At 58.9% G+C, this 22,199-nt stretch carries 20 protein-coding genes and 1 riboswitch; of the genes, 10 read left to right on the top strand and 10 right to left on the bottom strand.

What is annotated here, in order from left to right; genetic code table 11:
- Nucleotides 1-14 precede the first annotated feature (14 nt).
- From rpoC to ACJ8HA_RS23165, 4 genes are all read left to right on the top strand, one after another.
- On the top strand, nucleotides 15-4,238 hold the full coding sequence (gene rpoC / locus ACJ8HA_RS23180) for a DNA-directed RNA polymerase subunit beta' (protein WP_025304939.1): 4,224 nt from the start codon (nucleotides 15-17) through the stop codon (nucleotides 4,236-4,238).
- A 168-nt stretch (nucleotides 4,239-4,406) separates the two neighbouring features.
- Nucleotides 4,407-4,853 carry a GNAT family N-acetyltransferase gene (locus tag ACJ8HA_RS23175; RefSeq protein ID WP_049208541.1) on the top strand — a complete coding sequence of 149 codons (447 nt, stop codon included), beginning with the start codon at nucleotides 4,407-4,409 and terminating at the stop codon, nucleotides 4,851-4,853.
- Nucleotides 4,853-5,317, top strand: coding sequence for an oxidoreductase (locus ACJ8HA_RS23170; RefSeq protein WP_025304941.1), 465 nt, complete (start codon nucleotides 4,853-4,855; stop codon nucleotides 5,315-5,317). The genes ACJ8HA_RS23175 and ACJ8HA_RS23170 overlap by 1 nt, the downstream gene beginning before the upstream one ends.
- Before the next feature lies 1 nt (nucleotide 5,318).
- A complete protein-coding gene (locus tag ACJ8HA_RS23165; protein WP_025304942.1) occupies nucleotides 5,319-6,593 on the top strand; it encodes a sensor histidine kinase in 1,275 nt (424 codons plus the stop codon).
- Here ACJ8HA_RS23165 and ACJ8HA_RS23160 read toward each other — a convergent pair.
- The 8 genes from ACJ8HA_RS23160 to ACJ8HA_RS23125 form a co-directional block, all read right to left on the bottom strand.
- Complete coding sequence (locus ACJ8HA_RS23160) at nucleotides 6,579-7,358, bottom strand: helix-turn-helix domain-containing protein (RefSeq protein ID WP_149570722.1); 780 nt, start codon at nucleotides 7,356-7,358, stop codon at nucleotides 6,579-6,581. The two genes, ACJ8HA_RS23165 and ACJ8HA_RS23160, sit on opposite strands and share 15 nt — an antisense overlap.
- 740 nt (nucleotides 7,359-8,098) lie before the next feature.
- Nucleotides 8,099-9,232 carry a 2-iminoacetate synthase ThiH gene (gene thiH / locus ACJ8HA_RS23155; RefSeq protein ID WP_025304944.1) on the bottom strand — a complete coding sequence of 378 codons (1,134 nt, stop codon included), beginning with the start codon at nucleotides 9,230-9,232 and terminating at the stop codon, nucleotides 8,099-8,101.
- The gene (locus tag ACJ8HA_RS23150) at nucleotides 9,232-10,011 is read right to left on the bottom strand and encodes a thiazole synthase (protein ID WP_197791485.1); all 780 of its coding nucleotides are present in this window, start codon (nucleotides 10,009-10,011) and stop codon (nucleotides 9,232-9,234) included. The genes thiH and ACJ8HA_RS23150 overlap by 1 nt, the downstream gene beginning before the upstream one ends.
- A gap of 1 nt (nucleotide 10,012) precedes the next feature.
- Nucleotides 10,013-10,213: a sulfur carrier protein ThiS gene (gene thiS / locus ACJ8HA_RS23145; RefSeq protein WP_016929423.1), complete on the bottom strand. Its 201-nt coding sequence runs from the start codon at nucleotides 10,211-10,213 to the stop codon at nucleotides 10,013-10,015.
- Complete coding sequence (locus ACJ8HA_RS23140) at nucleotides 10,210-10,959, bottom strand: HesA/MoeB/ThiF family protein (protein WP_004929883.1); 750 nt, start codon at nucleotides 10,957-10,959, stop codon at nucleotides 10,210-10,212. Before ACJ8HA_RS23140 ends, thiS begins: the two co-directional genes overlap by 4 nt.
- Nucleotides 10,952-11,602, bottom strand: coding sequence for a thiamine phosphate synthase (gene thiE / locus ACJ8HA_RS23135; protein ID WP_049206077.1), 651 nt, complete (start codon nucleotides 11,600-11,602; stop codon nucleotides 10,952-10,954). Before thiE ends, ACJ8HA_RS23140 begins: the two co-directional genes overlap by 8 nt.
- Nucleotides 11,595-13,538 (bottom strand): phosphomethylpyrimidine synthase ThiC, encoded by a 1,944-nt coding sequence (gene thiC / locus ACJ8HA_RS23130; RefSeq protein WP_442515534.1) that lies wholly within the window; start codon nucleotides 13,536-13,538, stop codon nucleotides 11,595-11,597. The genes thiE and thiC overlap by 8 nt, the downstream gene beginning before the upstream one ends.
- Nucleotides 13,539-13,652: 114 nt before the next feature.
- Nucleotides 13,653-13,777, bottom strand: a riboswitch (TPP riboswitch).
- 39 nt (nucleotides 13,778-13,816) lie between these two features.
- Nucleotides 13,817-14,320, bottom strand: coding sequence for an Rsd/AlgQ family anti-sigma factor (locus tag ACJ8HA_RS23125; protein ID WP_016929420.1), 504 nt, complete (start codon nucleotides 14,318-14,320; stop codon nucleotides 13,817-13,819).
- Between the two features lie 101 nt (nucleotides 14,321-14,421).
- On the opposite strand from ACJ8HA_RS23125, the gene nudC reads away from it, so the two are divergent.
- The 6 genes from nudC (at nucleotide 14,422) to ACJ8HA_RS23095 (ending at nucleotide 18,796) form a co-directional block, all read left to right on the top strand.
- Entirely contained in the window at nucleotides 14,422-15,189 is a 768-nt protein-coding gene (gene nudC / locus ACJ8HA_RS23120; RefSeq protein WP_025304948.1) for an NAD(+) diphosphatase, read from the top strand.
- Between the two features lie 38 nt (nucleotides 15,190-15,227).
- Nucleotides 15,228-16,292, top strand: a complete 1,065-nt coding sequence (gene hemE / locus ACJ8HA_RS23115) for a uroporphyrinogen decarboxylase (protein WP_025304949.1) — start codon at nucleotides 15,228-15,230, stop codon at nucleotides 16,290-16,292.
- Between the two features lie 9 nt (nucleotides 16,293-16,301).
- Nucleotides 16,302-16,988: a deoxyribonuclease V gene (gene nfi / locus ACJ8HA_RS23110; RefSeq protein ID WP_049206080.1), complete on the top strand. Its 687-nt coding sequence runs from the start codon at nucleotides 16,302-16,304 to the stop codon at nucleotides 16,986-16,988.
- Nucleotides 16,989-17,035: 47 nt separating this feature from the next.
- Nucleotides 17,036-17,626 carry a YjaG family protein gene (locus ACJ8HA_RS23105; protein ID WP_025304951.1) on the top strand — a complete coding sequence of 197 codons (591 nt, stop codon included), beginning with the start codon at nucleotides 17,036-17,038 and terminating at the stop codon, nucleotides 17,624-17,626.
- A 189-nt stretch (nucleotides 17,627-17,815) separates the two neighbouring features.
- Nucleotides 17,816-18,088: a nucleoid-associated protein HU-alpha gene (gene hupA, locus ACJ8HA_RS23100; protein WP_004929874.1), complete on the top strand. Its 273-nt coding sequence runs from the start codon at nucleotides 17,816-17,818 to the stop codon at nucleotides 18,086-18,088.
- 36 nt (nucleotides 18,089-18,124) lie between these two features.
- Nucleotides 18,125-18,796 carry a DUF1481 domain-containing protein gene (locus tag ACJ8HA_RS23095; RefSeq protein WP_080271274.1) on the top strand — a complete coding sequence of 224 codons (672 nt, stop codon included), beginning with the start codon at nucleotides 18,125-18,127 and terminating at the stop codon, nucleotides 18,794-18,796.
- 49 nt (nucleotides 18,797-18,845) lie between these two features.
- Here ACJ8HA_RS23095 and purD read toward each other — a convergent pair whose 3' ends face one another.
- Together purD and purH are read right to left on the bottom strand one after the other, a co-directional pair.
- Nucleotides 18,846-20,129, bottom strand: coding sequence for a phosphoribosylamine--glycine ligase (gene purD, locus ACJ8HA_RS23090; protein WP_015376331.1), 1,284 nt, complete (start codon nucleotides 20,127-20,129; stop codon nucleotides 18,846-18,848).
- 48 nt (nucleotides 20,130-20,177) lie between these two features.
- Nucleotides 20,178-21,767: a bifunctional phosphoribosylaminoimidazolecarboxamide formyltransferase/IMP cyclohydrolase gene (purH, locus tag ACJ8HA_RS23085; RefSeq protein WP_089180508.1), complete on the bottom strand. Its 1,590-nt coding sequence runs from the start codon at nucleotides 21,765-21,767 to the stop codon at nucleotides 20,178-20,180.
- Between the last annotated feature and the right edge of the window lie 432 nt (nucleotides 21,768-22,199).

The following is a 22,199-nucleotide window of genomic DNA, read 5'->3' as shown; positions in this document are numbered from 1 at the left end:
ACAGGAGCCAATCCGTGAAAGACTTATTGAAGTTTCTGAAAGCGCAAACTAAGACCGAAGAGTTTGATGCGATCAAGATTGCTCTGGCCTCGCCAGACATGATCCGTTCGTGGTCGTTCGGTGAAGTTAAGAAGCCGGAAACCATTAACTACCGTACGTTCAAACCAGAACGTGACGGCCTTTTCTGCGCCCGTATCTTCGGGCCGGTAAAAGATTACGAGTGCCTGTGCGGTAAGTACAAGCGCTTGAAACACCGCGGCGTGATCTGTGAGAAGTGCGGCGTTGAAGTGACCCAGACCAAAGTGCGTCGTGAGCGCATGGGCCACATCGAGCTGGCTTCGCCGACCGCGCACATCTGGTTCCTGAAATCGCTGCCATCCCGCATCGGTTTGCTGCTGGATATGCCGCTGCGTGACATCGAACGCGTACTGTACTTCGAATCCTATGTGGTGGTCGAAGGCGGTATGACCAACCTCGAGCGTCGTCAGATCCTGACCGAAGAGCAGTATCTGGACGCGCTGGAAGAGTTCGGTGACGAATTCGACGCCAAGATGGGTGCGGAAGCTATTCAGGCCCTGTTGAAAAACATGGATCTGGAAGCCGAGTGCGAGCAGCTGCGTGAAGAGCTGAACGAAACCAACTCCGAAACCAAGCGCAAGAAGTTGACCAAGCGTATCAAGCTGCTGGAAGCGTTCGTACAGTCCGGTAACAAGCCGGAGTGGATGATCCTGACCGTGCTGCCGGTACTGCCGCCGGATCTGCGCCCGCTGGTTCCGCTGGATGGCGGTCGTTTCGCGACCTCGGATCTGAACGATCTGTATCGCCGCGTGATCAACCGTAACAACCGTCTGAAACGCCTGCTGGATCTGGCTGCGCCTGACATCATCGTGCGCAACGAAAAGCGTATGCTGCAAGAAGCGGTAGACGCCCTGCTGGATAACGGCCGTCGCGGTCGTGCCATCACCGGTTCCAACAAACGTCCTCTGAAATCTTTGGCCGACATGATCAAAGGTAAGCAGGGTCGTTTCCGTCAGAACCTGCTCGGTAAACGCGTTGACTACTCCGGCCGTTCCGTAATCACCGTAGGTCCATACCTGCGTCTGCATCAGTGCGGTCTGCCTAAAAAGATGGCGCTGGAGCTGTTCAAACCGTTCATCTACGGCAAGTTGGAGCTGCGTGGCCTAGCCACCACCATCAAAGCCGCCAAGAAAATGGTTGAGCGTGAAGAAGCCGTCGTTTGGGATATCCTGGACGAAGTGATCCGCGAACACCCGGTACTGCTGAACCGTGCACCAACCCTGCACCGTTTGGGTATCCAGGCGTTTGAACCGGTTCTGATCGAAGGTAAAGCGATCCAGCTGCACCCGCTGGTTTGTGCGGCCTATAACGCCGACTTCGATGGTGACCAGATGGCTGTTCACGTACCGCTGACGCTGGAAGCCCAGCTGGAAGCGCGTGCGCTGATGATGTCTACCAACAACATCCTGTCCCCAGCGAACGGCGAGCCAATCATCGTTCCTTCTCAGGACGTTGTACTGGGTCTGTACTACATGACCCGCGACTGTGTTAACGCCAAGGGCGAAGGCATGGTGCTGAACGGTTCCAAAGAAGCTGAGCGTGTTTACCGCGCCGGCCTGGCGTCTCTGCATGCGCGCGTTAAAGTGCGTATCACCGAAGACGTCAAAAACGCCGAAGGCGAATGGACTTCTCAGACCAGCATCATCGACACCACCATCGGCCGCGCCATCCTGTGGATGATCGTACCGAAAGGTCTGCCGTACTCGATCGTTAACCAGCCTTTGGGCAAGAAAGCGATCTCCAAGATGCTGAACACCTGTTACCGCATCCTGGGCCTGAAGCCGACCGTTATCTTTGCTGACCAGATCATGTACACCGGTTTTGCTTACGCAGCCCGTTCAGGCGCTTCCGTAGGTATCGACGACATGGTTATCCCGGCCAAGAAAGCGGAGATCATCGAAGAAGCGGAAACCGAAGTTGCCGAGATCCAGGAGCAGTTCCAGTCTGGTCTGGTTACCGCCGGCGAACGCTACAACAAAGTGATCGATATCTGGGCTGCAGCGAACGAACGCGTTGCGAAAGCGATGATGGAAAACCTGTCGGTAGAAGACGTGGTTAACCGTGACGGCGAAGTGGAACAGCAAGTTTCCTTCAACAGCATCTTTATGATGGCCGACTCCGGTGCGCGTGGTTCCGCCGCTCAGATTCGTCAGCTGGCCGGTATGCGTGGCCTGATGGCGAAGCCGGACGGCTCCATCATCGAAACGCCAATCACTGCGAACTTCCGTGAAGGTCTGAACGTACTCCAGTACTTCATCTCCACCCACGGTGCTCGTAAAGGTCTGGCGGATACCGCACTGAAAACCGCGAACTCCGGTTATCTGACCCGTCGTCTGGTTGACGTGGCGCAGGATCTGGTTGTGACCGAAGACGACTGTGGCACCCACGACGGCATCCTGATGACTCCGGTTATCGAAGGTGGCGACGTGAAAGAGCCGCTGCGTGAACGCGTTCTGGGCCGTGTGACGGCAGAAGACGTCCTCAAGCCGGGTACGGCGGACATTCTGGTGCCACGCAACACCCTGCTGAACGAGAAGGCGTGTGACCTGTTGGAAGAGAATTCTGTCGACAGCGTTAAAGTCCGTTCCGTAGTGAGCTGTGAAACCGACTTTGGTGTGTGTGCAAACTGCTACGGTCGCGACCTGGCACGTGGCCACATCATCAACAAAGGTGAAGCCATCGGCGTTATTGCGGCACAGTCCATCGGTGAGCCGGGTACACAGCTGACGATGCGTACGTTCCACATCGGTGGTGCGGCATCTCGTGCGGCTGCTGAATCCAGCATCCAGGTGAAAAACAAGGGTAGCCTCAAGCTGAGCAACGTGAAGTTCGTTATGAACGCCGCGGGCAAGCTGGTGATCACCTCGCGTAACACCGAACTGAAACTGATCGACGAATTCGGCCGTACCAAAGAAAGCTACAAGGTGCCTTACGGTGCCGTGATGGGCAAAGGCGACGGTGAAGAAGTTAACGGCGGCGAAACCGTTGCTAACTGGGATCCGCACACCATGCCGGTCATCAGTGAAGTCAGCGGCTTCATTCGCTTCGCGGATATGGTTGACGGCCAGACCATTACTCGCCAGACCGACGAACTGACCGGTTTGTCTTCTCTGGTCGTACTGGACAGCGCAGAGCGTACCGGTAGCGGTAAAGACCTGCGTCCGGCACTGAAAATCGTTGACGCTCAGGGCGAAGACGTATTGATCCCAGGTACTGATATGCCTGCTCAATACTTCCTGCCGGGCAAAGCGATCGTTCAGCTGGAAGACGGCATTCAGATCGGTGCGGGTGATACCCTGGCGCGTATTCCTCAGGAATCCGGCGGTACCAAGGATATTACCGGTGGTCTGCCGCGCGTTGCCGACCTGTTCGAAGCACGTCGTCCGAAAGAGCCGGCAATCCTGGCTGAAATCAGCGGGATTATCTCGTTCGGTAAAGAGACCAAAGGCAAACGTCGCCTGGTGATCTCTCCGCTGGACGGCAGCGACGCTTACGAAGAGATGATCCCGAAATGGCGTCAGCTCAACGTGTTCGAAGGCGAAGTGGTGGAACGTGGTGACGTCGTTTCCGACGGCCCAGAGTCTCCGCACGACATTCTGCGTCTGCGTGGCGTGCATGCGGTTACCCGCTACATCACCAACGAAGTGCAGGAAGTTTACCGTCTGCAAGGCGTTAAGATTAACGATAAGCACATCGAAGTTATCGTTCGTCAGATGCTGCGTAAAGGCACCATCGTTAGCGCTGGTGGCTCCGAGTTCCTGGAAGGCGAGCAGGCTGAAGTGTCTCGCGTCAAGATTGCCAACCGTCAGCTGGAAGCTGAAGGTAAAATCGCGGCAACCTTCTCGCGCGATCTGCTGGGTATCACCAAGGCTTCCTTGGCGACCGAGTCCTTCATCTCCGCTGCATCGTTCCAGGAAACGACGCGCGTTCTGACCGAAGCTGCCGTAGCCGGCAAGCGTGATGAACTGCGTGGCCTGAAAGAGAACGTTATCGTGGGCCGTCTGATCCCAGCCGGTACCGGTTACGCTTATCATCAGGATCGTATGCGTCGCCGTGCTCAGGGTGAAGCGCCGGTTGTTCCGCAAGTCAGCGCGGAAGAAGCGACGGCTAACCTGGCCGAGCTGCTCAACGCAGGCCTGGGCGGCAGCGACGACGAGTAATCGTCATCCGCGCCGCGGGCCCGGTACGCCGGGCCCATCGCCAGATAAACCGCCCCTTCGGGGGCGGTTTTTTTTCGCCTCGTGCCGGGTTAAGACAAACTTTGCTACTATGGTTCCAGCAGAAATTGACCGGCGCTTTTTATCTGACAATTAAGGACAGTGCGAAACATGGACCGCCTCATTACCTTCGAAAAATTGACGGCGCAACACCTGCCATACCTGTATGAGATCCGCTTTTCCGTTGAAGAAAACCTGCTGCATCCGCATCAGGTCCAGTATTTGCAGCGCAAACAGGCGCTGGAGGACATCAACCAGGGCGGCGGTTGGATCTGCAAGTATGGCGACGACTATGCCGGCGTTGGCTTCGGGTTATTCATCCCTGAACCGCTGATCGGCGGCCTGTTCGTGAAGCCGGAATACCAGTCTAAGGGGATCGGCTCTGCCTTACTGGCACGGGTCACTCACTGGATGTTTGAGCACGGCGCCGAAGCGATCCACTTAACCACCGATCTCGGCTCCAAGGCCGAAGGCTTTTATCAACGTCACGGCTGGGTCGTGGTCGGGCAGGATGAATTTGGCCAGGCTGAATTGGTGAAACGCAAAGAGGGTGAATGATGAAAATCAAAGGATTGATGACGTTACTGCTGCTTTCGCTGTTTAGCGCGCCGCTGTATGCGGCCGTTGACTATTTTTATCTGAAACCGCTCAACGGCGAGAAGATCAAAATCACCCGGCAGATGCTGGAGGCGATGCCGCCGCACACGATTAAAACCTCGACCAATTTCACCCCGGAAGATACGTTTACCGGCGTTGAGTTTGCTGAGCTGGTGAAAGCCTATCATCTGAAAGGCCAGTCGGTGCGCGCTTTCGCCTGGGACGATTACTCCTACTCGATGCCGATTGACGAGATGATTAAATACCGCGTGATTGTCGCCTATCTGCGCGGCGGTAAGCCGATCGACGTGGGGGAGCTGGGGCCATTCGCCATTATTTATCCGCGCGATGGCTACGCTGAGCTGAATAACCTGGATGTGAATGCGAAAACCGTCTGGCAAGTTAAACGGTTGGAGATGAAATAAGATGAGCAAAAAACTGATCGGTACTCTTATCGCGTTGGTTGCCATCTTCTCTTTATTGATTTTGTTGATTGCTATTAACTTCGGTGGCGTAAAAGAGCGCTATAAGCAGATCGAGCCCAATCTGGACAACTACTCGGTGGCCGAGATCCTCTTTCTGGCGTTTGAAAGGACCAAAACCGCGCTGCTGCTCAGTGAAAATAACGACTACGACGCTTTCCTGATCAAGAAGAAAATCTTTTACTCGAAGATTCAGATCCTGGAGAGCCGTTCGACCTTCAGCGACTCTTTTTATTACGACGACGAGTTCATCAAGAATGTTGCGCTGCTGAAGCAGCAGTACCGCACGTTGGACGATCTCTCCGCCGGCTTGCTGGTGGGGCAGAAAAACAAGGCGGATATTCTCTCTTATATGGATGATATCGAGGGCACGCTGGTCGATATCCAGGAAATTATTTATCGGATACAGATTAAAAACTTTACCGAAGTGAAAGGCATCATCCAGGACAACTCGAGTAAAGCCGAGATGTTTGCCCTCTTTTCGCTGATGTTGGTGTTCCTGATGATGTTCCTGGTGCTGAGAAATGCCTTCTCGTTAAAAGAGATCATCAAGAATAAGAACATCTTTATCTCTTCCATCTACCACGAGATCGCCGGCTCGACTCAGGCCATCGTCATTGCTGCGGATATCATGGAGCACGAGCTAGCGCAGGAAGAGTTGAAAAAAGAAGCTCGCCTGATCTCCTATCACGGCAATAAGATCACCGAACAAACGCGCGAGGTGATGGATTATTCGCGGCTAGAGATGGGGGAGGTCAAAGTGAATATATCCACCTTCCGTCTGAATGAGGTGGTGGACGATGCCATGACCAGTATCAGCGCCGGGCGCGGTAATCGCATCGTGGTGCGTCGTTCATCCTATGTTGGTTTGATTTGCTCCGACAAATATAAGCTCTACCGAATATTGGCCAATCTGCTCAGCAACGCGGACAAATTTACTCACCACGGTGCGATTATCCTCAATGTGAAGGTGTGCCACGGCAATCTGTATTTATGGGTAAAAGACACCGGCATCGGGTTTAACGTCGATAATCTGGAACGATTATATAAGGCGTTCAATCAGGGGGTGGAAAGGGAAACGCGACAGGGATTGGGGCTGGGGCTGACCATTATCAAAAATTACGTCACGACGATGAAAGGCGCCATCAAGGTCAAATCCGTCGAAGGGGTTGGCTCGTCGTTTTTGATCCGCATCCCGGTCAAACTAATTAAAGAATAAGTTCGACAGCAGCAGCGAAGAGATAATCAGCGGTTTGGTCGGTTTTTCCACCAGATGCACGTCATAGTGCAGGATCATATCGCCGATGTTTTTCTCGTAGTGATTCAGCTGGCCGGTCAAAATGATGATGCGGGCATGCGGATCGAGGGCATCTTTAATTTTCTTCACGACGCGTTCGGAAGTCTCGCCGAAGTCCAACAGCCAGTCCAAAATAAACGCCTCAAAAGACTGGTGCTCCAGCGCGGCCAGCATGGCGTCCGCCGTTTGAAAGGTCTCGGTCTCGATGCCGTAGCGGTAGGCGATCTTCTTCAACAATTCGAGAATATCACTGTCATTGTCCAGGATCGCGATACGCGGAGCCGGCAGAAAGTCTATCTTGTTGACTTTGTACAGTGGGGCATCGGCGGCATGTTCCCGGTTGGTGTTGATGATGAAAAGATCGTCTTTTTTGTAGGCGTAGGTTTCGTCGCTGTCTGCTTGCGTGGCCGGGCGCTCGTCGACCTCAATGTTGCAGCGCTTGTGAATGCTGTTCATGATAAAGACGCCGTTATGCGTCCTTTGGCCGGCAAACGGTTCGTTGAAATACTGAAAAACCTTTTTGATTTCATCGAGGGTGATGCCCCTTTTGCCATCCAGTTTTTGTTTGGCGCTGTTGTACTGAAGGTTCAGTATGTTGGCCATCGTGGAGGCATGTTTTCTGTCGCCAACTCCTTTCAGAGTGAGCAACGCGCTGATTGCATCGATATAATTTGGCGTTTTCTTCATGACAACCTTGGCTTTTTTGATGTTGACCGCGAGCGCTGAAAAACCTGCGCGAGAACCCGTGCTGGATTATAGATGATGCTCCGGTGGTTGCGGTGATATCAGTTTGATTTCCTTTGGCAAACTCAAAACATACTCGATACTAAATAAAAAAACACTCAAAAGACATTCACATTTAATCGTTTATGTGGTTAATTAGCGCACATACTGTGTGATTCGCGTCCTGGGGGGGTGCCTGTCTCACAAAATAAACCGCCTGCTCTTGTCCGTAAGCAGGGAGCAGGCGGCAAAAAAGATCTGCGGTCAACACCAGGGCTATTGGCTGCACCGGGGATGACCATTCGAACCTCTCTTCGTCGCTGTATCTTCTTTTTTCCTCGTTCCTCACTGTGCTGCCGCAATAGCGCCCTATGAATATCACTCCTAAGTGAATACCGAACGCAGATATCGTATCTTTCTGACAGCCCATTAACCGACAAGACAACCTACCCGTACGCCCTTACAGGCCGCGATACGGCATATGCGCGTTGCCGCGGACGAGGGCCGGAGTCGCGCACGAGGATCTCCGGCGCGATCCGGGATGGGATAAGGCGGGGCCATCGAGAGGGTGACGGCCCCGGCCGACGCCGGGTTTGGCGGTCGGCAAGGCCACTATAATCGGCGCGTTTGCCGGCGCCAGCGCTGCCGTTCGGCATTGCGCGGCCGCTCCAGCGTTTTCTTCACACGGCGGCAAACGTTGCTGTTTATTGCGCGCCGCGTCCCAGATAACCGTCCCAGTCTTTCCACACCGGCTGCAGCCCGGCGTGGCTGATGGCCTCGGCGACCTGCTGCGGCGTGCGGCCGTCGTGCGGTTCGAACTGTTCCAGCTCCGGCGGTACGTCATCGGCATAGCCGCCGGGCTGCGTCTTGGATCCGGCGCTGACGCTGTTGATCGCCACCGGGATCATATGATCGCGGAAGTAAGGCGACTCCCGGGTAGACAGCGACAGCTCAACGTCTGGCGCGAACAGCCGGAAGGCGCAGATCAGCTGCACCAGTTGAGGCTCGCTCATGATCGACGCCGGCTCAATGCCACCGGCGCAGGGGCGCAGACGCGGGAACGAGATCGAGTAGCGGCTCTGCCAGTAGGTTTGCTGCAGGTAGAACAGATGTTCCGCCAGCAGGTAGCAGTCGGTGCGCCAACTGTTGGACAGACCGATCAATGCGCCGAGGCCGATCTTGTCGATCCCGGCGCGCCCCAGGCGATCCGGCGTGGCCAGGCGCCAATGGAAATCCTGCTTCTGGCCGCGCAGGTGGTGCTGCAGATAGGTGGCCGGATGGTAGGTTTCCTGGTACACCAGCACGCCGTCCAGGCCCAGCGTTTTCAGTTCGGCGTATTCCTCCTGCGCCAGCGGCTGCACTTCCATCATCAGCGAGCTGAAGTGCCGGCGGATCGCCGGGATGTGCTGGCGGAAATAGTCCATGCCAACCTTGGTCTGATGTTCGCCGGTGACCAGCAACAGATGTTCGAACCCCAGCGCCTTGATGGCTTCGCACTCGCGTGCGATCTCCGCCGCATCCAGCGTTTTGCGCTTGATGCGGTTGCTCATCGAAAAGCCGCAGTAGGTGCAGTCGTTGGCGCACAGGTTAGAGAGATACAGCGGCACATAGAAGCCGACGACGTTACCGAACCGCTGGCGGGTCAGCTGCTGTGCGCGCTGCGCCAGCGGTTCCAGATACGGCGCGGCCGCGGGGGAGATCAGCGCCATAAAGTCGTCGCGCGTCAGCTTGTCGGCGTTCAACGCGTGCTCCACGTCGCGCGTAGTTTTGCCGTTGATGCGCAGCGTAATGTCGTCCCAGTCCAGCTGTTGCCAGCGGCTACTGAAATCGTCGGCCATCATTGCGCCTCCTCTGGCTGGCTGAGAAAAGCGGTCAGCGGGCTGGACGCGACCGCGCCGCGCTGGCTGGAGCCTAATCCGGCGCTGCGTGCCAGCTCGCCGGCCTCCAGCGCCAGGCGAAACGCCCGCGCCATCTGCACCGGATCGCGCGCCACGGCAATGGCGGTATTCACCAGCACCGCGTCGGCACCCAGCTCCATCGCCGCCAGCGCGTGGCTTGGCGCGCCGATGCCGGCGTCTACCACCACCGGCACCTTGGCTTGCTCGATGATGATTTCGAGGAAGTCACGGGTGCGCAGACCGCGGTTGGAGCCAATAGGCGCACCGAGCGGCATCACCGCCGCACAGCCCACCTCTTCCAGCCGTTTGCACAGCACCGGATCGGCGCCGCAGTAGGGCAGCACCACAAAACCGTCTTTCACCAGCGTTTCCGCCGCTTTCAGCGTTTCTATCGGATCAGGCAGCAGGTATTTCACATCGGGATGGATCTCCAGCTTCACCCAGTGGGTGCCGAGCGCTTCACGCGCCAGCCGGGCGGCGAACACCGCCTCGGCGGCGGTTTTGGCGCCGGAGGTGTTGGGCAACAGCCTGACGCCCAACTGCTGCAGCGGCGCCAAAATGGCGTCGTTGCCGCCGTGCAGATCGACGCGCTTCATGGCCATGGTCACCAGCTGTGAGCCGGAGGCCGCCAGTGCCTCCAGCATCAACGCCGGGGTGGCGAACTTGCCGGTGCCGGTGAACAGGCGCGAGGTAAAAGTGGTATCGGCGATTTTCAGCATGTCAGCCTCCGGCGATCGCTTGAAACAGCAAAATGTCGTCACCGTCCTGCACCTGATGGTCGGCCCAGTCGGCGCGTGGGATGATGGTTTGGTTGATCGCCAGCGCGGTGCCCGGCTGGTGGCGTTCCAACTGGGTCAGCAGGGCGGCGACGCTGAGCGGCTGCGCCAGCTCAAGCGGTTGGTCGTTCAGCCGGATTTTCATGCTGCGCCTCCGCATACCGGGCAGGCGCGGGCCTGGCTCAGTTGCAGCGTGCTCCAGCTCTGCTGCTTACCGTCGAACAGCCGCAGTTTCCCGCTGAGGGAGGAAGGCATGCCGGCCAGCATCTTGATGGCCTCCAGCGCTTGCAGGGTGCCGATTACGCCGACCACCGGGCCGAGTACCCCGGCGGTGCGGCAGTTGCGCTGCGGTTCTTCCTGCTCCGGATACAGGCAGGCGTAGCAGCCGTGCGCATAGGGCGGCTCGAGCACCAGCAGCTGGCCGCTGAAACCGACCGCGCTGCCGCTGATCAGCGGCTTGGCGGCGGCGATGCAGGCGGCATTGACCTCATGACGGGTCGCCATATTGTCGCAGCAGTCCAGCACCAGATCGGCGCGGGCGACCGCGTCGCGCAGCGCTTGCCCCTGTAGCCGTTGCGCCAGCGGGATGGATTCCACCAACGGGTTCAGCGCCTGCAGATGGCGTTGCGCAAGCGCCGCCTTACCGGTGGCGGTATCGGCGCTGCGGTAGAGGATTTGCCGCTGCAGGTTGGTAACGTGCAGCTGGTCGTCGTCGGCCAGCAGCAGCGTGCCGACGCCGGCGGCGGCCAGGTACAACGAAGCCGGGGAACCGAGCCCGCCCAAACCGACGATCAACACCGTGGCGCGCTTGAGTTTCTCCTGGCCTTCCGGGCCGACGTCCTCCAGCAGCAGCTGGCGGCTGTAGCGCAGGAATTCCTGATCGTTAAGCATCGCTCGACCCCTCGCCTTCGATCAGCCGCAGCAGCTCGGCCGTCGCCGCGCGCCAATCCGGCGCCTGGGTGATGGCGCTGACCACCGCCACGCTGCCGACGCCGCACGCCAGCACTGCCGGTACGCGATCGATACTGATCCCGCCGATCGCCACCGTCGGGTAATCCGCCAGGCCGGCGATGTGGCGTTTCAACTCCGTCAGCCCCTGCGGCGCCGAAGGCATGTCTTTGGTTTGGGTGGGGAAGATGTGCCCCAGCGCGATGTAGGACGGTTTCACCGCCAGCGCGCGCGCCAGTTCGGCGTCGTCATGGGTGGACACGCCGAGCCGCAACCCGGCGCGGTGAATGGCAGCCAGATCGGTGGTATCGAGATCTTCCTGGCCCAGATGCACGCCGTAGGCGCCATGCTTGATCGCCAGCCGCCAGTAGTCGTTGATGAACAGCCGTGCCTGATAACGCTGGCCCAGCGCGATGGCGGCGGCGATATCCTCTTCGACCTGCTCGTCAGGCAAATCCTTGATGCGCAGCTGGATCGTGGTAACGCCGGCCTCCAGCAGGCGAGCGATCCATTCCACGCTGTCGACGACCGGGTAGAGTCCCAGCTTGTGGGGCGTTGCCGGGAAGGGGGTCGTGATATCAGTCATTGTTTGTCTCCTCTTGCAGGGAGCCGGCGCTGTGATACAGCTCGCTGCCGCGGGCACGGAATTCGGCGGACATTTTCTCCATGCCGGTCAGCTGCACTTCGATCGGCTTGGCGGCCTCCTGGGCGGCGGCGTAGTCGCGCACCTCCTGCGAAATCTTCATCGAGCAGAATTTCGGCCCGCACATTGAGCAGAAGTGGGCGACCTTGCCGGATTCCTGCGGCAGGGTTTCGTCGTGATAGGCGCGCGCGGTGGCCGGATCGAGCGCCAGATTGAACTGATCTTCCCAGCGAAATTCGAAACGCGCCTTGGACATGGCGTTATCGCGGATCTGCGCGCCCGGATGGCCCTTGGCCAGATCGGCGGCGTGGGCGGCGATCTTGTAGGTGATCAGGCCCTGTTTGACGTCTTCTTTGTTCGGCAGGCCGAGGTGCTCTTTCGGCGTGACGTAACACAGCATGGCGCAGCCGAACCAGCCGATCATCGCCGCGCCGATGCCGGAGGTGAAATGGTCATAGCCCGGGGCGATATCGGTGGTCAGCGGGCCGAGGGTGTAGAACGGCGCTTCGTGGCAGTGTTCCAGTTCTTCGGTCATATTGCGGCGGATCATCTGCATCGGCACATGGCCCGGGCCTTCGATCATCACCTGCACGTCGTATTCCCAGGCGATTTTGGTCAGCTCGCCCAGCGTATGCAGCTCGGCGAACTGGGCTTCGTCGTTGGCGTCCTGAATCGAGCCGGGGCGCAGGCCGTCGCCGAGCGACAGCGAAACGTCGTAGGCGGCGCAGATCTCGCAGATTTCACGGAAGTGCTGATAGAGGAAGTTTTCCTGATGGTGCGACAGGCACCATTTGGCCATGATCGAGCCACCGCGCGACACGATGCCGGTCAGGCGTTTGGCGGTCATCGGCACATAGCGCAGCAGCACGCCGGCGTGGATGGTGAAGTAATCGACCCCTTGTTCCGCCTGTTCCAGCAGCGTATCGCGGAACATCGCCCAGGTGAGGTTTTCCGCCACGCCGTTGACCTTCTCCAGCGCCTGGTAGATAGGCACGGTGCCGATGGGCACCGGGCTGTTGCGCAGGATCCACTCGCGGGTTTCGTGAATATAGCGGCCGGTGGAGAGATCCATCACGGTGTCTGCGCCCCAGCGGGTGGCCCACACCAGCTTCTCCACCTCTTCTTCGATCGACGACGTGACCGCCGAGTTGCCGATATTGGCGTTCACCTTCACCAGGAAATTGCGGCCGATGATCATCGGCTCCGCCTCCGGGTGATTGATGTTGGCAGGAATGATGGCGCGGCCGGCGGCCACTTCCTGGCGCACGAACTCCGGCGTGATGTTGTCTGGCAGGTTGGCGCCCCAGCCCTGGCCCGGATGCTGGTGGCGTAGCACCTCGCCGCGAATGCGTTCGCGCCCCATGTTTTCACGGATGGCGATAAACTCCATCTCCGGGGTGACGATGCCGGCGCGGGCATAGTGCAGCTGGGTCACGCACTTGCCCGGCAACGCCTTGCGCGGCAGCGGCAGATGTTCGAAGCGCAGGTGATCCAGCCCCTCGTCCGCCAGCCGCTGTTGGGTGAAGCCGGAGCTGGCGCCGTTCAGGGTCGCAGTATCGCCGCGCGCGTCGATCCAGCCGGCGCGCAGCTTGGCCAGGCCGGCGTGCACATCGAGCTCGGCCTGCGGATCGCCGTAGGGGCCCGCGGTGTCATATACCGGGATCGCCTCGTTCTGTTCATACTGCGGGCTATCTTTGCTGCCGCCGACCAGGGTCGGACTGAGCTCAATTTCGCGCATCGGCACCTGGATATCGCGGCGCGAGCCCTGTAGGTAGATGCGGCGTGAGTTTGGGAAAGCCATGCCTTGCAGCGTGTCGATAAACTGCTGGGCGGCTTCGCGTTGCGCTTTACGGGCGCGCGGTGGATTAATGTTAGACATAGCAAGTTCCTACCAGTGTGTTGGGTTGGGAAAGTTGCTTGTCTGGAGCTCGGAGGGAGTAATGATGGTGGCCGATAAGGCAGGGCGCCCGCAAGGGGGAGGCCGTGCCTGTGGCGATAGATTACTCTTGTTCCCTTCGCGGGTATTAACCCGATCAGGTTCCGCGGATCCCGAATTAACGGTCTCAGCCTGGCTGATTCGATGAACAAATCAGGCGCTAGGCACTCCGACAAGATGCCCCCCAGTATAGGAGGGATATGAAAAAAAACTATAAAATTTTAACGCGCCGGATCCAGCGTCTGGTCCGGCAGCGGTTGCTGCGCGGCTTCTGCTTCCAACTGGATCAGCTTATCTTCCAGCGCAAAGCGCGCCGCCAGCGTTTCGCCGATATCCGACAAGGCCTGGTGGAATTCCAGACAAACCTCCTGATCGATATCCACTTCGGTATAGCGATCGTGGAACGCCATGATCTGTTCAGTATTGGCCCACAGCTTGGGATAGATGTTCACCGCCAGCGACATTTTCGGACTGGCTGCGCCTTCCACTTGTTTGATAATTCTGTCATAGATATGAAAATGCCCTGCGGAGAGGTAATCCACCAGGTTGTGGCAAAAGTTCTCCAGCGCTTTTTCATTCAGCGGCGTATGCTTTTCTTTATTCGGTTTGAGGCCTACCAGCGTGCAGTAGGCGACCAGCAACTGTTTGCGGGCCTGAAGCCATTGATCAACTAATTCATTACTACCGCCAACGCGCTGAGTCAGCCTTTCCAAACGGTTGAGCATGTTTGACTCCGTGTAAGTAACAAAAGTAACCGGTAAGTTATTAAAATGTAACAAAGCCGATTTGTAGAGTGCCAGTGAAGCTGAGGTTGTGCAACAACGATATGGAACTTGCATTAACGGGCAATGAAAACGGCTGGTGGATTGTCAGCCATGAAAGCAAACTTTGGTTACCGAACGGTGAATTGCCGTCGGGGACGGCCGCCGCCCTCGGGCTGCAGGGCCACATGGCGCGCACCATCGGTGAATGGGAGGGCGCGCCGGTTTGGCTGGTGCGCCAGGCGATGCCGCGGGAGATGGGATCGGTGCGTCAACTGTTGGATCAGGATCGCGGTCTGTTCCAGCTTGCCGGGCGCGGCGTTCAGTTGGCGGATTTCTACCGCTCTCATCGCTATTGCGGCTACTGCGGCCATGAGATGCACCTCAGCCGCTCCGAAAGCGCCTGCCTGTGCGGCCACTGCAAAGAGCGGTACTACCCGCAGATTGCGCCCTGCGTGATCGTCGCCATTCGGCGCGACGATCAGATCCTGCTGGCGCAACACGTGCGCCATCGCGGCGGCATCCACACGGTGCTGGCCGGCTTCGTCGAGGTGGGCGAAACGCTGGAACAGGCGGTAGCGCGCGAAGTGATGGAAGAGAGCAATATCGAAATCAAGAACCTGCGCTACGTCACTTCACAACCCTGGCCGTTCCCACACTCGCTGATGATGGCCTTTATGGCCGATTACCATCAGGGCGACCTTCGTCACGATCCCAAGGAGCTGCTCAACGCCGGCTGGTATCGCTACGACCAACTGCCACTGTTGCCGCCGCCCGGCACCGTGGCGCGCCGGTTGATTGAGGACACCGTGGCGCTGTGCCGGGCAGAATAATGTACAATGGCCGGCAGATTATTAAGGGAGCCCCATAAATGACTGAGTTGAAGAACGATCGCTACCTGCGCGCGCTGTTGCGCCAGCCGGTGGATGTGACCCCAGTATGGATGATGCGCCAGGCCGGTCGTTATTTACCGGAGTACAAGGCGACCCGCGCCCAGGCCGGTGATTTCATGTCGCTGTGCAAGAACGCGGAGCTGGCCTGTGAGGTTACGCTGCAGCCGCTGCGCCGCTATGCGCTGGACGCCGCCATTCTGTTCTCCGACATTCTCACCATTCCCGACGCCATGGGGCTTGGCCTGTACTTTGAAGCCGGCGAAGGCCCGCGTTTCAGCTCACCCATCACCTGCCGTGCTGACGTCGACAAACTGCCGGTGTTCGATCCGGAAGTGGAGTTGGGCTATGTGATGAACGCGGTGCGTACCATCCGCCGCGAGCTGAAGGGCGAAGTGCCGCTGATCGGCTTCTCCGGCAGCCCGTGGACGTTGGCTACCTATATGGTTGAAGGCGGCAGCAGCAAGGCCTTCACCAAGCTGAAAAAGATGATGTATGCCGAACCGGCCACGCTGCACCTGTTGCTGGACAAGCTGGCGGACAGCGTGATCCTGTACCTCAACGCCCAGATCAAAGCCGGCGCGCAGTCGGTGATGGTGTTCGACACCTGGGGCGGCGTGTTGACCGGGCGCGATTACCGCGAGTTCTCGTTGCACTACATGCACAAGATCGTCGACGGGCTGCTGCGTGAAAATGACGGCCGCCGCGTGCCGGTGACGCTGTTCACCAAAGGCGGTGGGCAGTGGCTGGAGGCGATGGCCGCCACCGGCTGCGATGCGCTGGGGCTGGATTGGACCACCGACATCGCCGACGCGCGTCGGCGCGTGGGCGATAAAGTGGCGCTGCAGGGCAACATGGATCCGTCGATGCTTTATGCTTCCCCGGCGCGCATCGCGGAAGAAGTGGAGACCATTCTGGCCGGTTTCGGCCACGGCAACGGCCATGTGTTCAACCTGGGCCACGGCATCCATCAGGATGTGCCGCCTGAGCACGCCGGCGCCTTCGTCGAGGCGGTGCACGCGCAGTCGGCGAAATACCACCGTTAAGGATTCGATGTGACCGATATGCAGGCTCTGCGCGCCGAACAGCTGCGGCGCGCGGCTGAAGTCATTCGCTACGACGATCTGCCGGCCGACCCGCCGGCCTTCATCGCCGGCGCCGACGTGGGCTTCGAGCAGGAGGGAGCGGTGACGCGCGCCGCCATCGCCATCCTGCGCTATCCGTCGCTGGAGCTGGTGGAGTATCAGGTGGCGCGTATCGCCACCGTCATGCCTTATATCCCGGGTTTCCTGTCGTTTCGCGAATACCCGGCGCTGTTGGCCGCCTGGGCTCAGCTGCGGCAAAAGCCGGGGTTGATCTTCGTCGATGGACATGGCATTTCGCATCCGCGGCGTCTCGGCGTCGCCAGCCATTTCGGCCTGCTGGTCGATGTGCCGACTATCGGCGTGGCCAAGAAGCGCCTGTGCGGCAAATTCGCACCGCTGGAGGCCGCCGTCGGTGCGCTGGCGCCGTTGGAAGATAAGGGTGAACAGCTGGGCTGGGTATGGCGCAGCAAGGCGCGCTGCAACCCGCTGTTCATCTCTACCGGTCACCGCGTGGGCGCCGACAGCGCGCTGGCGTGGGTGCAACGCTGCATGGCGGGCTACCGTTTGCCGGAGCCGACCCGTTGGGCTGATGCCATCGCGTCGCGCCGTCCGGCGTTTCAGCGTTGGTTGCAGCAGCATCCGGAGGTGTCGCCATGAGCGATTTCGGGTACACTGCGCGCAGATAACGCGTAAGAGAGTAAAGCATGCTACGTAACCCGATTCATTTACGTCTGGAACGGCACGAGGCTTGGCAACATTTGACCTTTATGGCCAGTTTGTGCGAGCGTATGTACCCGAATTACCAGATGTTCTGCAAACAGACCGAGTTCGGCGATCCGGCGGTTTATCGCCGCATTCTGGATTTGGTGTGGGAAACGCTGGTGGTGAAGGACGCCAAGGTCAACTTCGACAGCCAGCTCGAGAAGTTGGAAGAGGCGATTCCGTCGGCGGAAGATTACGATCTTTACGGCGTTTACCCGGCAATTGATGCCTGTATCGCATTAGGGGAACTGATCCATTCGCGGCTCGGCGGGGAGACGCTGGAGCACGCCATCGCCATCAGCGAAACATCGATTCGCACCGTGGCGATGTTGGAAATGACTCAAGCCGGTAAGGAAATGACCGACGAAGAGTTGGGCAGTTTGCCTGCGGTAGAGGAAGAATGGGACATTCAATGGGAAATTTTCCGCCTGTTGGACGCCTGTGAAGAGCGCGATATAGACCTGATCAAGGGGCTGCGATCCGACCTGCGAGAGGCCGGTGTCAGCAACATCGGGATAAATTTAGCGCAATAAGGCAGCAAAACGTGATTTAACGCCTGATTTGTCATGCCTTAAGGCTTCACATCCGCACCCTGTCTGGTCTACATTTGGGGGGCGTAAAAAAAGTGGCTATCGGTGCGTGTATGCAGGAGAGTGCTGTCAATCGGCATATCCGTCGCACTCGATGCTTTGCAAACGATAAACACACTGTAAGGATAACTTATGAACAAGACTCAACTGATTGATGTAATCGCGGACAAGGCTGACCTTTCCAAAGCACAAGCTAAACTGGCTCTGGAATCCACCCTGGCTGCTATTACTGAGTCTCTGAAAGAAGGTGATGCAGTACAATTGGTTGGCTTCGGTACTTTCAAAGTAAACCATCGTAGCGAGCGCACTGGCCGCAACCCACAGACTGGCAAAGAAATCAAAATCGCAGCAGCCAACGTGCCTGCGTTCGTTTCTGGCAAAGCACTGAAAGACGCTGTTAAATAAGACCGCGCCTCGGTGAAAAGATTAAACAGAGGGGCGATGGCGCCCCTTTTGTTTACTCGTCGGGTGCTCATGGCCGCCGGCATCGCCCTCGGTCTGAGCGCCTGCAGTTTCCATTCCGATATTCCCAGCTTTACCGCCAGCGGCTTTGTGGCCGATCAGGGCGTGATACGCCTGTGGCGTAAAGACGATGAGCAACATCGTCCGCAGGTGCTGGTCAGTGTCTATAGTCCCTACCGGGGGCCGGGCACCATCACTACGTTGTACACCTATCAGGGCGACGTGCTGCGCCAAATCAAACGCAACGATGCCGACGGCGATCGAGACTCCATTCAACTGCGCTTTGCCGACGACGGCACGGTGAGCTTTATGCAGCGCCAGCTGGCGACACGCCGCGAACCGCTGACCAGCGATGAGATAGCACTGTACCAATATCAGGCGCGACGTATCCTCGAGGTCAGCAATGCGCTGCGCGCCGGCAAGGTGAAATTGCTGCAGGGGCGTTGGATGCAGGGCGAGGTGCAAACCTGCGACGGCCAGCGCTTAAAACCTGGGTTGGATGCCACCGCCATCGGCTGGATCGAAAAACGCGCCCGCAGCAGCAGCCGGCCGGTGAGTGTCGCCTGGTTGGAAGCGCCGGAAGGCAGTGAACTGTTGCTGGTGGCGAACGACGACTTCTGCAGCTGGGAACCGAAAGAAGACCAGCTATAAAAAAGGCCCCGCGCTGCGGAGCCTCTTGCCATGACCTTATAAGGTCAAATCACTTGCCGCGCGCAATCGCGCGATAACCGATATCTTTGCGGCAGAAGCTGCCCGGCCACTGAATGCCTTCCGCCAGCTGATAGGCGCGTTGCTGCGCCTGCGCCACGGTGTCGCCCAGTGCCGTCACGCACAGCACGCGGCCGCCGCTGGTGACGACGTCATCGCCCTGGAGGCGCGTACCGGCGTGGAAGACCTTACCGTCGGCGCTTTCCTGCTGCGGTAACCCCTGGATCACCTCGCCGTTGCGATAATCACCCGGATAACCGCCGGCCGCCAGCACCACGCCGAGCGCAGGGCGTTCGTCCCAGTCAGAACTTTTCTCGTTCAGGCGGCCTTCGGCACCCGCCAGGCACAGCTCCACCAGATCGGAGCGCAGGCGCAGCATGATCGGCTGAGTTTCCGGATCGCCAAAACGGCAGTTGAATTCGATCACCTTCGGCTGGCCGTCGGCGGAGATCATCAGGCCGGCATACAGGAAGCCGACGTAGGTATTGCCTTCCGCCGCCATGCCGCGCACCGTCGGCCAGATCACCTGGTCCATGGCGCGCTGGTGGATTTCGTCGGTTACAACTGGCGCCGGAGAGTAGGCGCCCATGCCGCCGGTGTTCGGGCCGGTGTCGCCGTCGCCGACGCGCTTGTGGTCCTGGCTGGTGGCCATCGGCACCACGTTCTCGCCATCGACCATCACGATGAAGCTTGCTTCTTCGCCGTCGAGGAACTCTTCCACTACGATGCGATGACCGGCGTCGCCGAAGGCGTTGCCGGCCAGCATGTCACGCACGGCTTCTTCCGCCTCCTGCAGCGTCATCGCGACGATCACGCCTTTACCGGCGGCCAGGCCATCGGCTTTGATGACGATCGGTGCGCCTTTGCGGCGCACATAGGCGAGTGCCGGCTCCACCTCGGTAAAGTTTTCATATTCGGCGGTCGGGATGCGGTGGCGCGCCAGGAAATCCTTGGTGAAGGCTTTGGAGCCTTCGAGCTGCGCGGCGGCCTGCGACGGGCCGAAGATTTTCAGACCGGCGGCCTGGAAGGCGTCGACTACGCCGATCACCAGCGGCGCTTCCGGCCCGACGATGGTCAGACCGATGTCATGGCTCTGGGCGAACGCGACCAGGGCAGGGATGTCGGTGGCGGCGATCGCCACGTTTTCCAGATTGGCTTCCAGCGCGGTGCCGGCATTGCCCGGCGCAACGTAGACTTTGTCCGCCAGCGGAGACTGGGCGGCTTTCCAGGCCAGCGCGTGCTCGCGCCCGCCGTTGCCGATAATCAAAATGTTCATCAGGGGCTCCACGAATGGCGTGCGCCGGAGCGCACGCGGCAAAAGGAATTAATGGCGGAAGTGACGCATGTCGGTGAAGATCATCGCGATGCCGTGTTCATTGGCGGCGGCGATCACTTCGTCGTCGCGGATTGAGCCGCCCGGCTGGATCACGCAGGTGATGCCGACTGCCGCTGCGGCATCGATGCCGTCGCGGAACGGGAAGAAGGCGTCGGAGGCCATGGCGGATCCTTTCACCTCCAGCCCTTCGTCGCTCGCTTTGATACCGGCGATCTTGGCGGAGTAAACGCGGCTCATCTGGCCGGCGCCTATGCCGATGGTCATATTGTCACGTGCATAAACGATGGCGTTGGATTTCACGAACTTGGCCACTTTCCAGCAGAACAGCGCGTCACGCAGTTCCTGCTCGGTCGGCTGGCGCTCGGATACCACGCGCAGATCGGCGGCGGTCACCATGCCGAGATCGCGATCCTGCACCAGCAGCCCGCCGTTGACGCGCTTGAAGTCCAGCCCCGCCACGCGTTGCTGCCACTGGCCGCAGGCCAGCACGCGCACGTTCTGTTTGGCGGCCAGCAGGGAGCGCGCTTCCTGGGTGACGTTTGGCGCGATGATCACTTCCACGAACTGGCGGCTGATGATCGCCTGCGCGGTGGCGGCGTCCAGCTCGCGGTTAAAGGCGATGATGCCGCCGAAGGCGGAAGTCGGGTCGGTTTGGTAAGCGCGCTCGTAGGCGGCCAGGATGTCGTCGCCGATCGCCACGCCGCAAGGGTTGGCGTGCTTGACGATCACGCAGGCCGGTTCGGCGAACTCTTTCACGCATTCCAGCGCGGCGTCGGTATCGGCGATGTTGTTATAGGACAGCGCTTTGCCCTGCAGCTGCTCGGCGGTCGCGACGGACGCTTCCTTTACCTCTTCTTCTATATAGAAGGCGGCCTGCTGGTGGCTGTTCTCACCGTAACGCATATCCTGCTTCTTGATGTAGTTGAGGTTCAGGGTTCGCGGGAAGTGGCCGGACGGCTGTTCGGTCTCGCCGTGGTACGCCGGCACCAGCGCGCCGAAGTAGTTGGCGATCATGCTGTCGTAGGCGGCGGTGTGTTCGAAGGCTTTGATGGCGAGATCGAAGCGGGTGGCATAGCGCAGCGAGCCGTCGTTGTTGTCCATCTCGGTAATGATGGCGGCGTAGTCGCTGCTCTTCACGACGATGGCGACGTCTTTATGGTTCTTGGCGGCGGAGCGCACCATGGTCGGGCCGCCGATATCGATATTTTCGACCGCGTCTTCCAGCGAGCAATCTGGGCGCGCCACGGTTTGGGCGAACGGGTACAGATTGACGACCACCATGTCGATAGGCTGGATGTCATGCTGATTCATGACCGCGTCGTCCTGGCCGCGGCGGCCGAGGATACCGCCGTGAACTTTCGGGTGCAGGGTCTTAACTCGTCCGTCCATCATCTCCGGGAAGCCGGTGTAGTCGGAAACTTCGGTAACGGGCAGACCGGCGTCTGCCAGCAGGCGGGCGGTGCCGCCGGTGGAGAGCAGTTCAACGCCGCGCTGGGAAAGCGCTTCGGCGAATTCAACGATACCGGCTTTGTCAGACACGCTGAGCAGGGCCCGGCGGATTGGACGAGGTTGTTGCATGGTTTTATCCCTTGGCTTTGAGTCGCAATTAAAGAGCGTTACGTGAATGTCCACCTCGTTCTCTCTATAAGGAAGGGTTTTTTGCCTTATAAAGGGAGGGTCAGGCACATATTCAGGTAGCGCCCCCATAAAAAGGGGGATCGTTTCGTCGCGGGGAATTGTAGCGAAAACGTTTGCGTGGCGCTCGTAAATTTTCCGTGCAAATCGCATCTGTGGATAACACTGTGCGCAAGTGGGTATAAGGCGGGGTTTTGCTGTGGAATGCAGCGAACGATCGTTTTTGCTGAAAATACCTGTTGCGGCCTGCGAGGAACTCCCTATAATGCGCCTCCATCGACACGGAACATGTGAACAACTTCACAGAGTATCCGGGGGTCGCAGAGAAAAAATCCTGAAAATTAGGGTTGACTCTGAAAGAGGAAAGCGTAATAT

Origin of the sequence: Serratia sp. CY33802 (assembly GCF_052169095.1) — a bacterium.
Classification (GTDB): Bacteria; Pseudomonadota; Gammaproteobacteria; order Enterobacterales; family Enterobacteriaceae; genus Serratia; species Serratia bockelmannii.
Note: the sequence above shows the minus strand (reverse complement) of the source record. Positions and strands in the feature narration are given on the sequence as shown.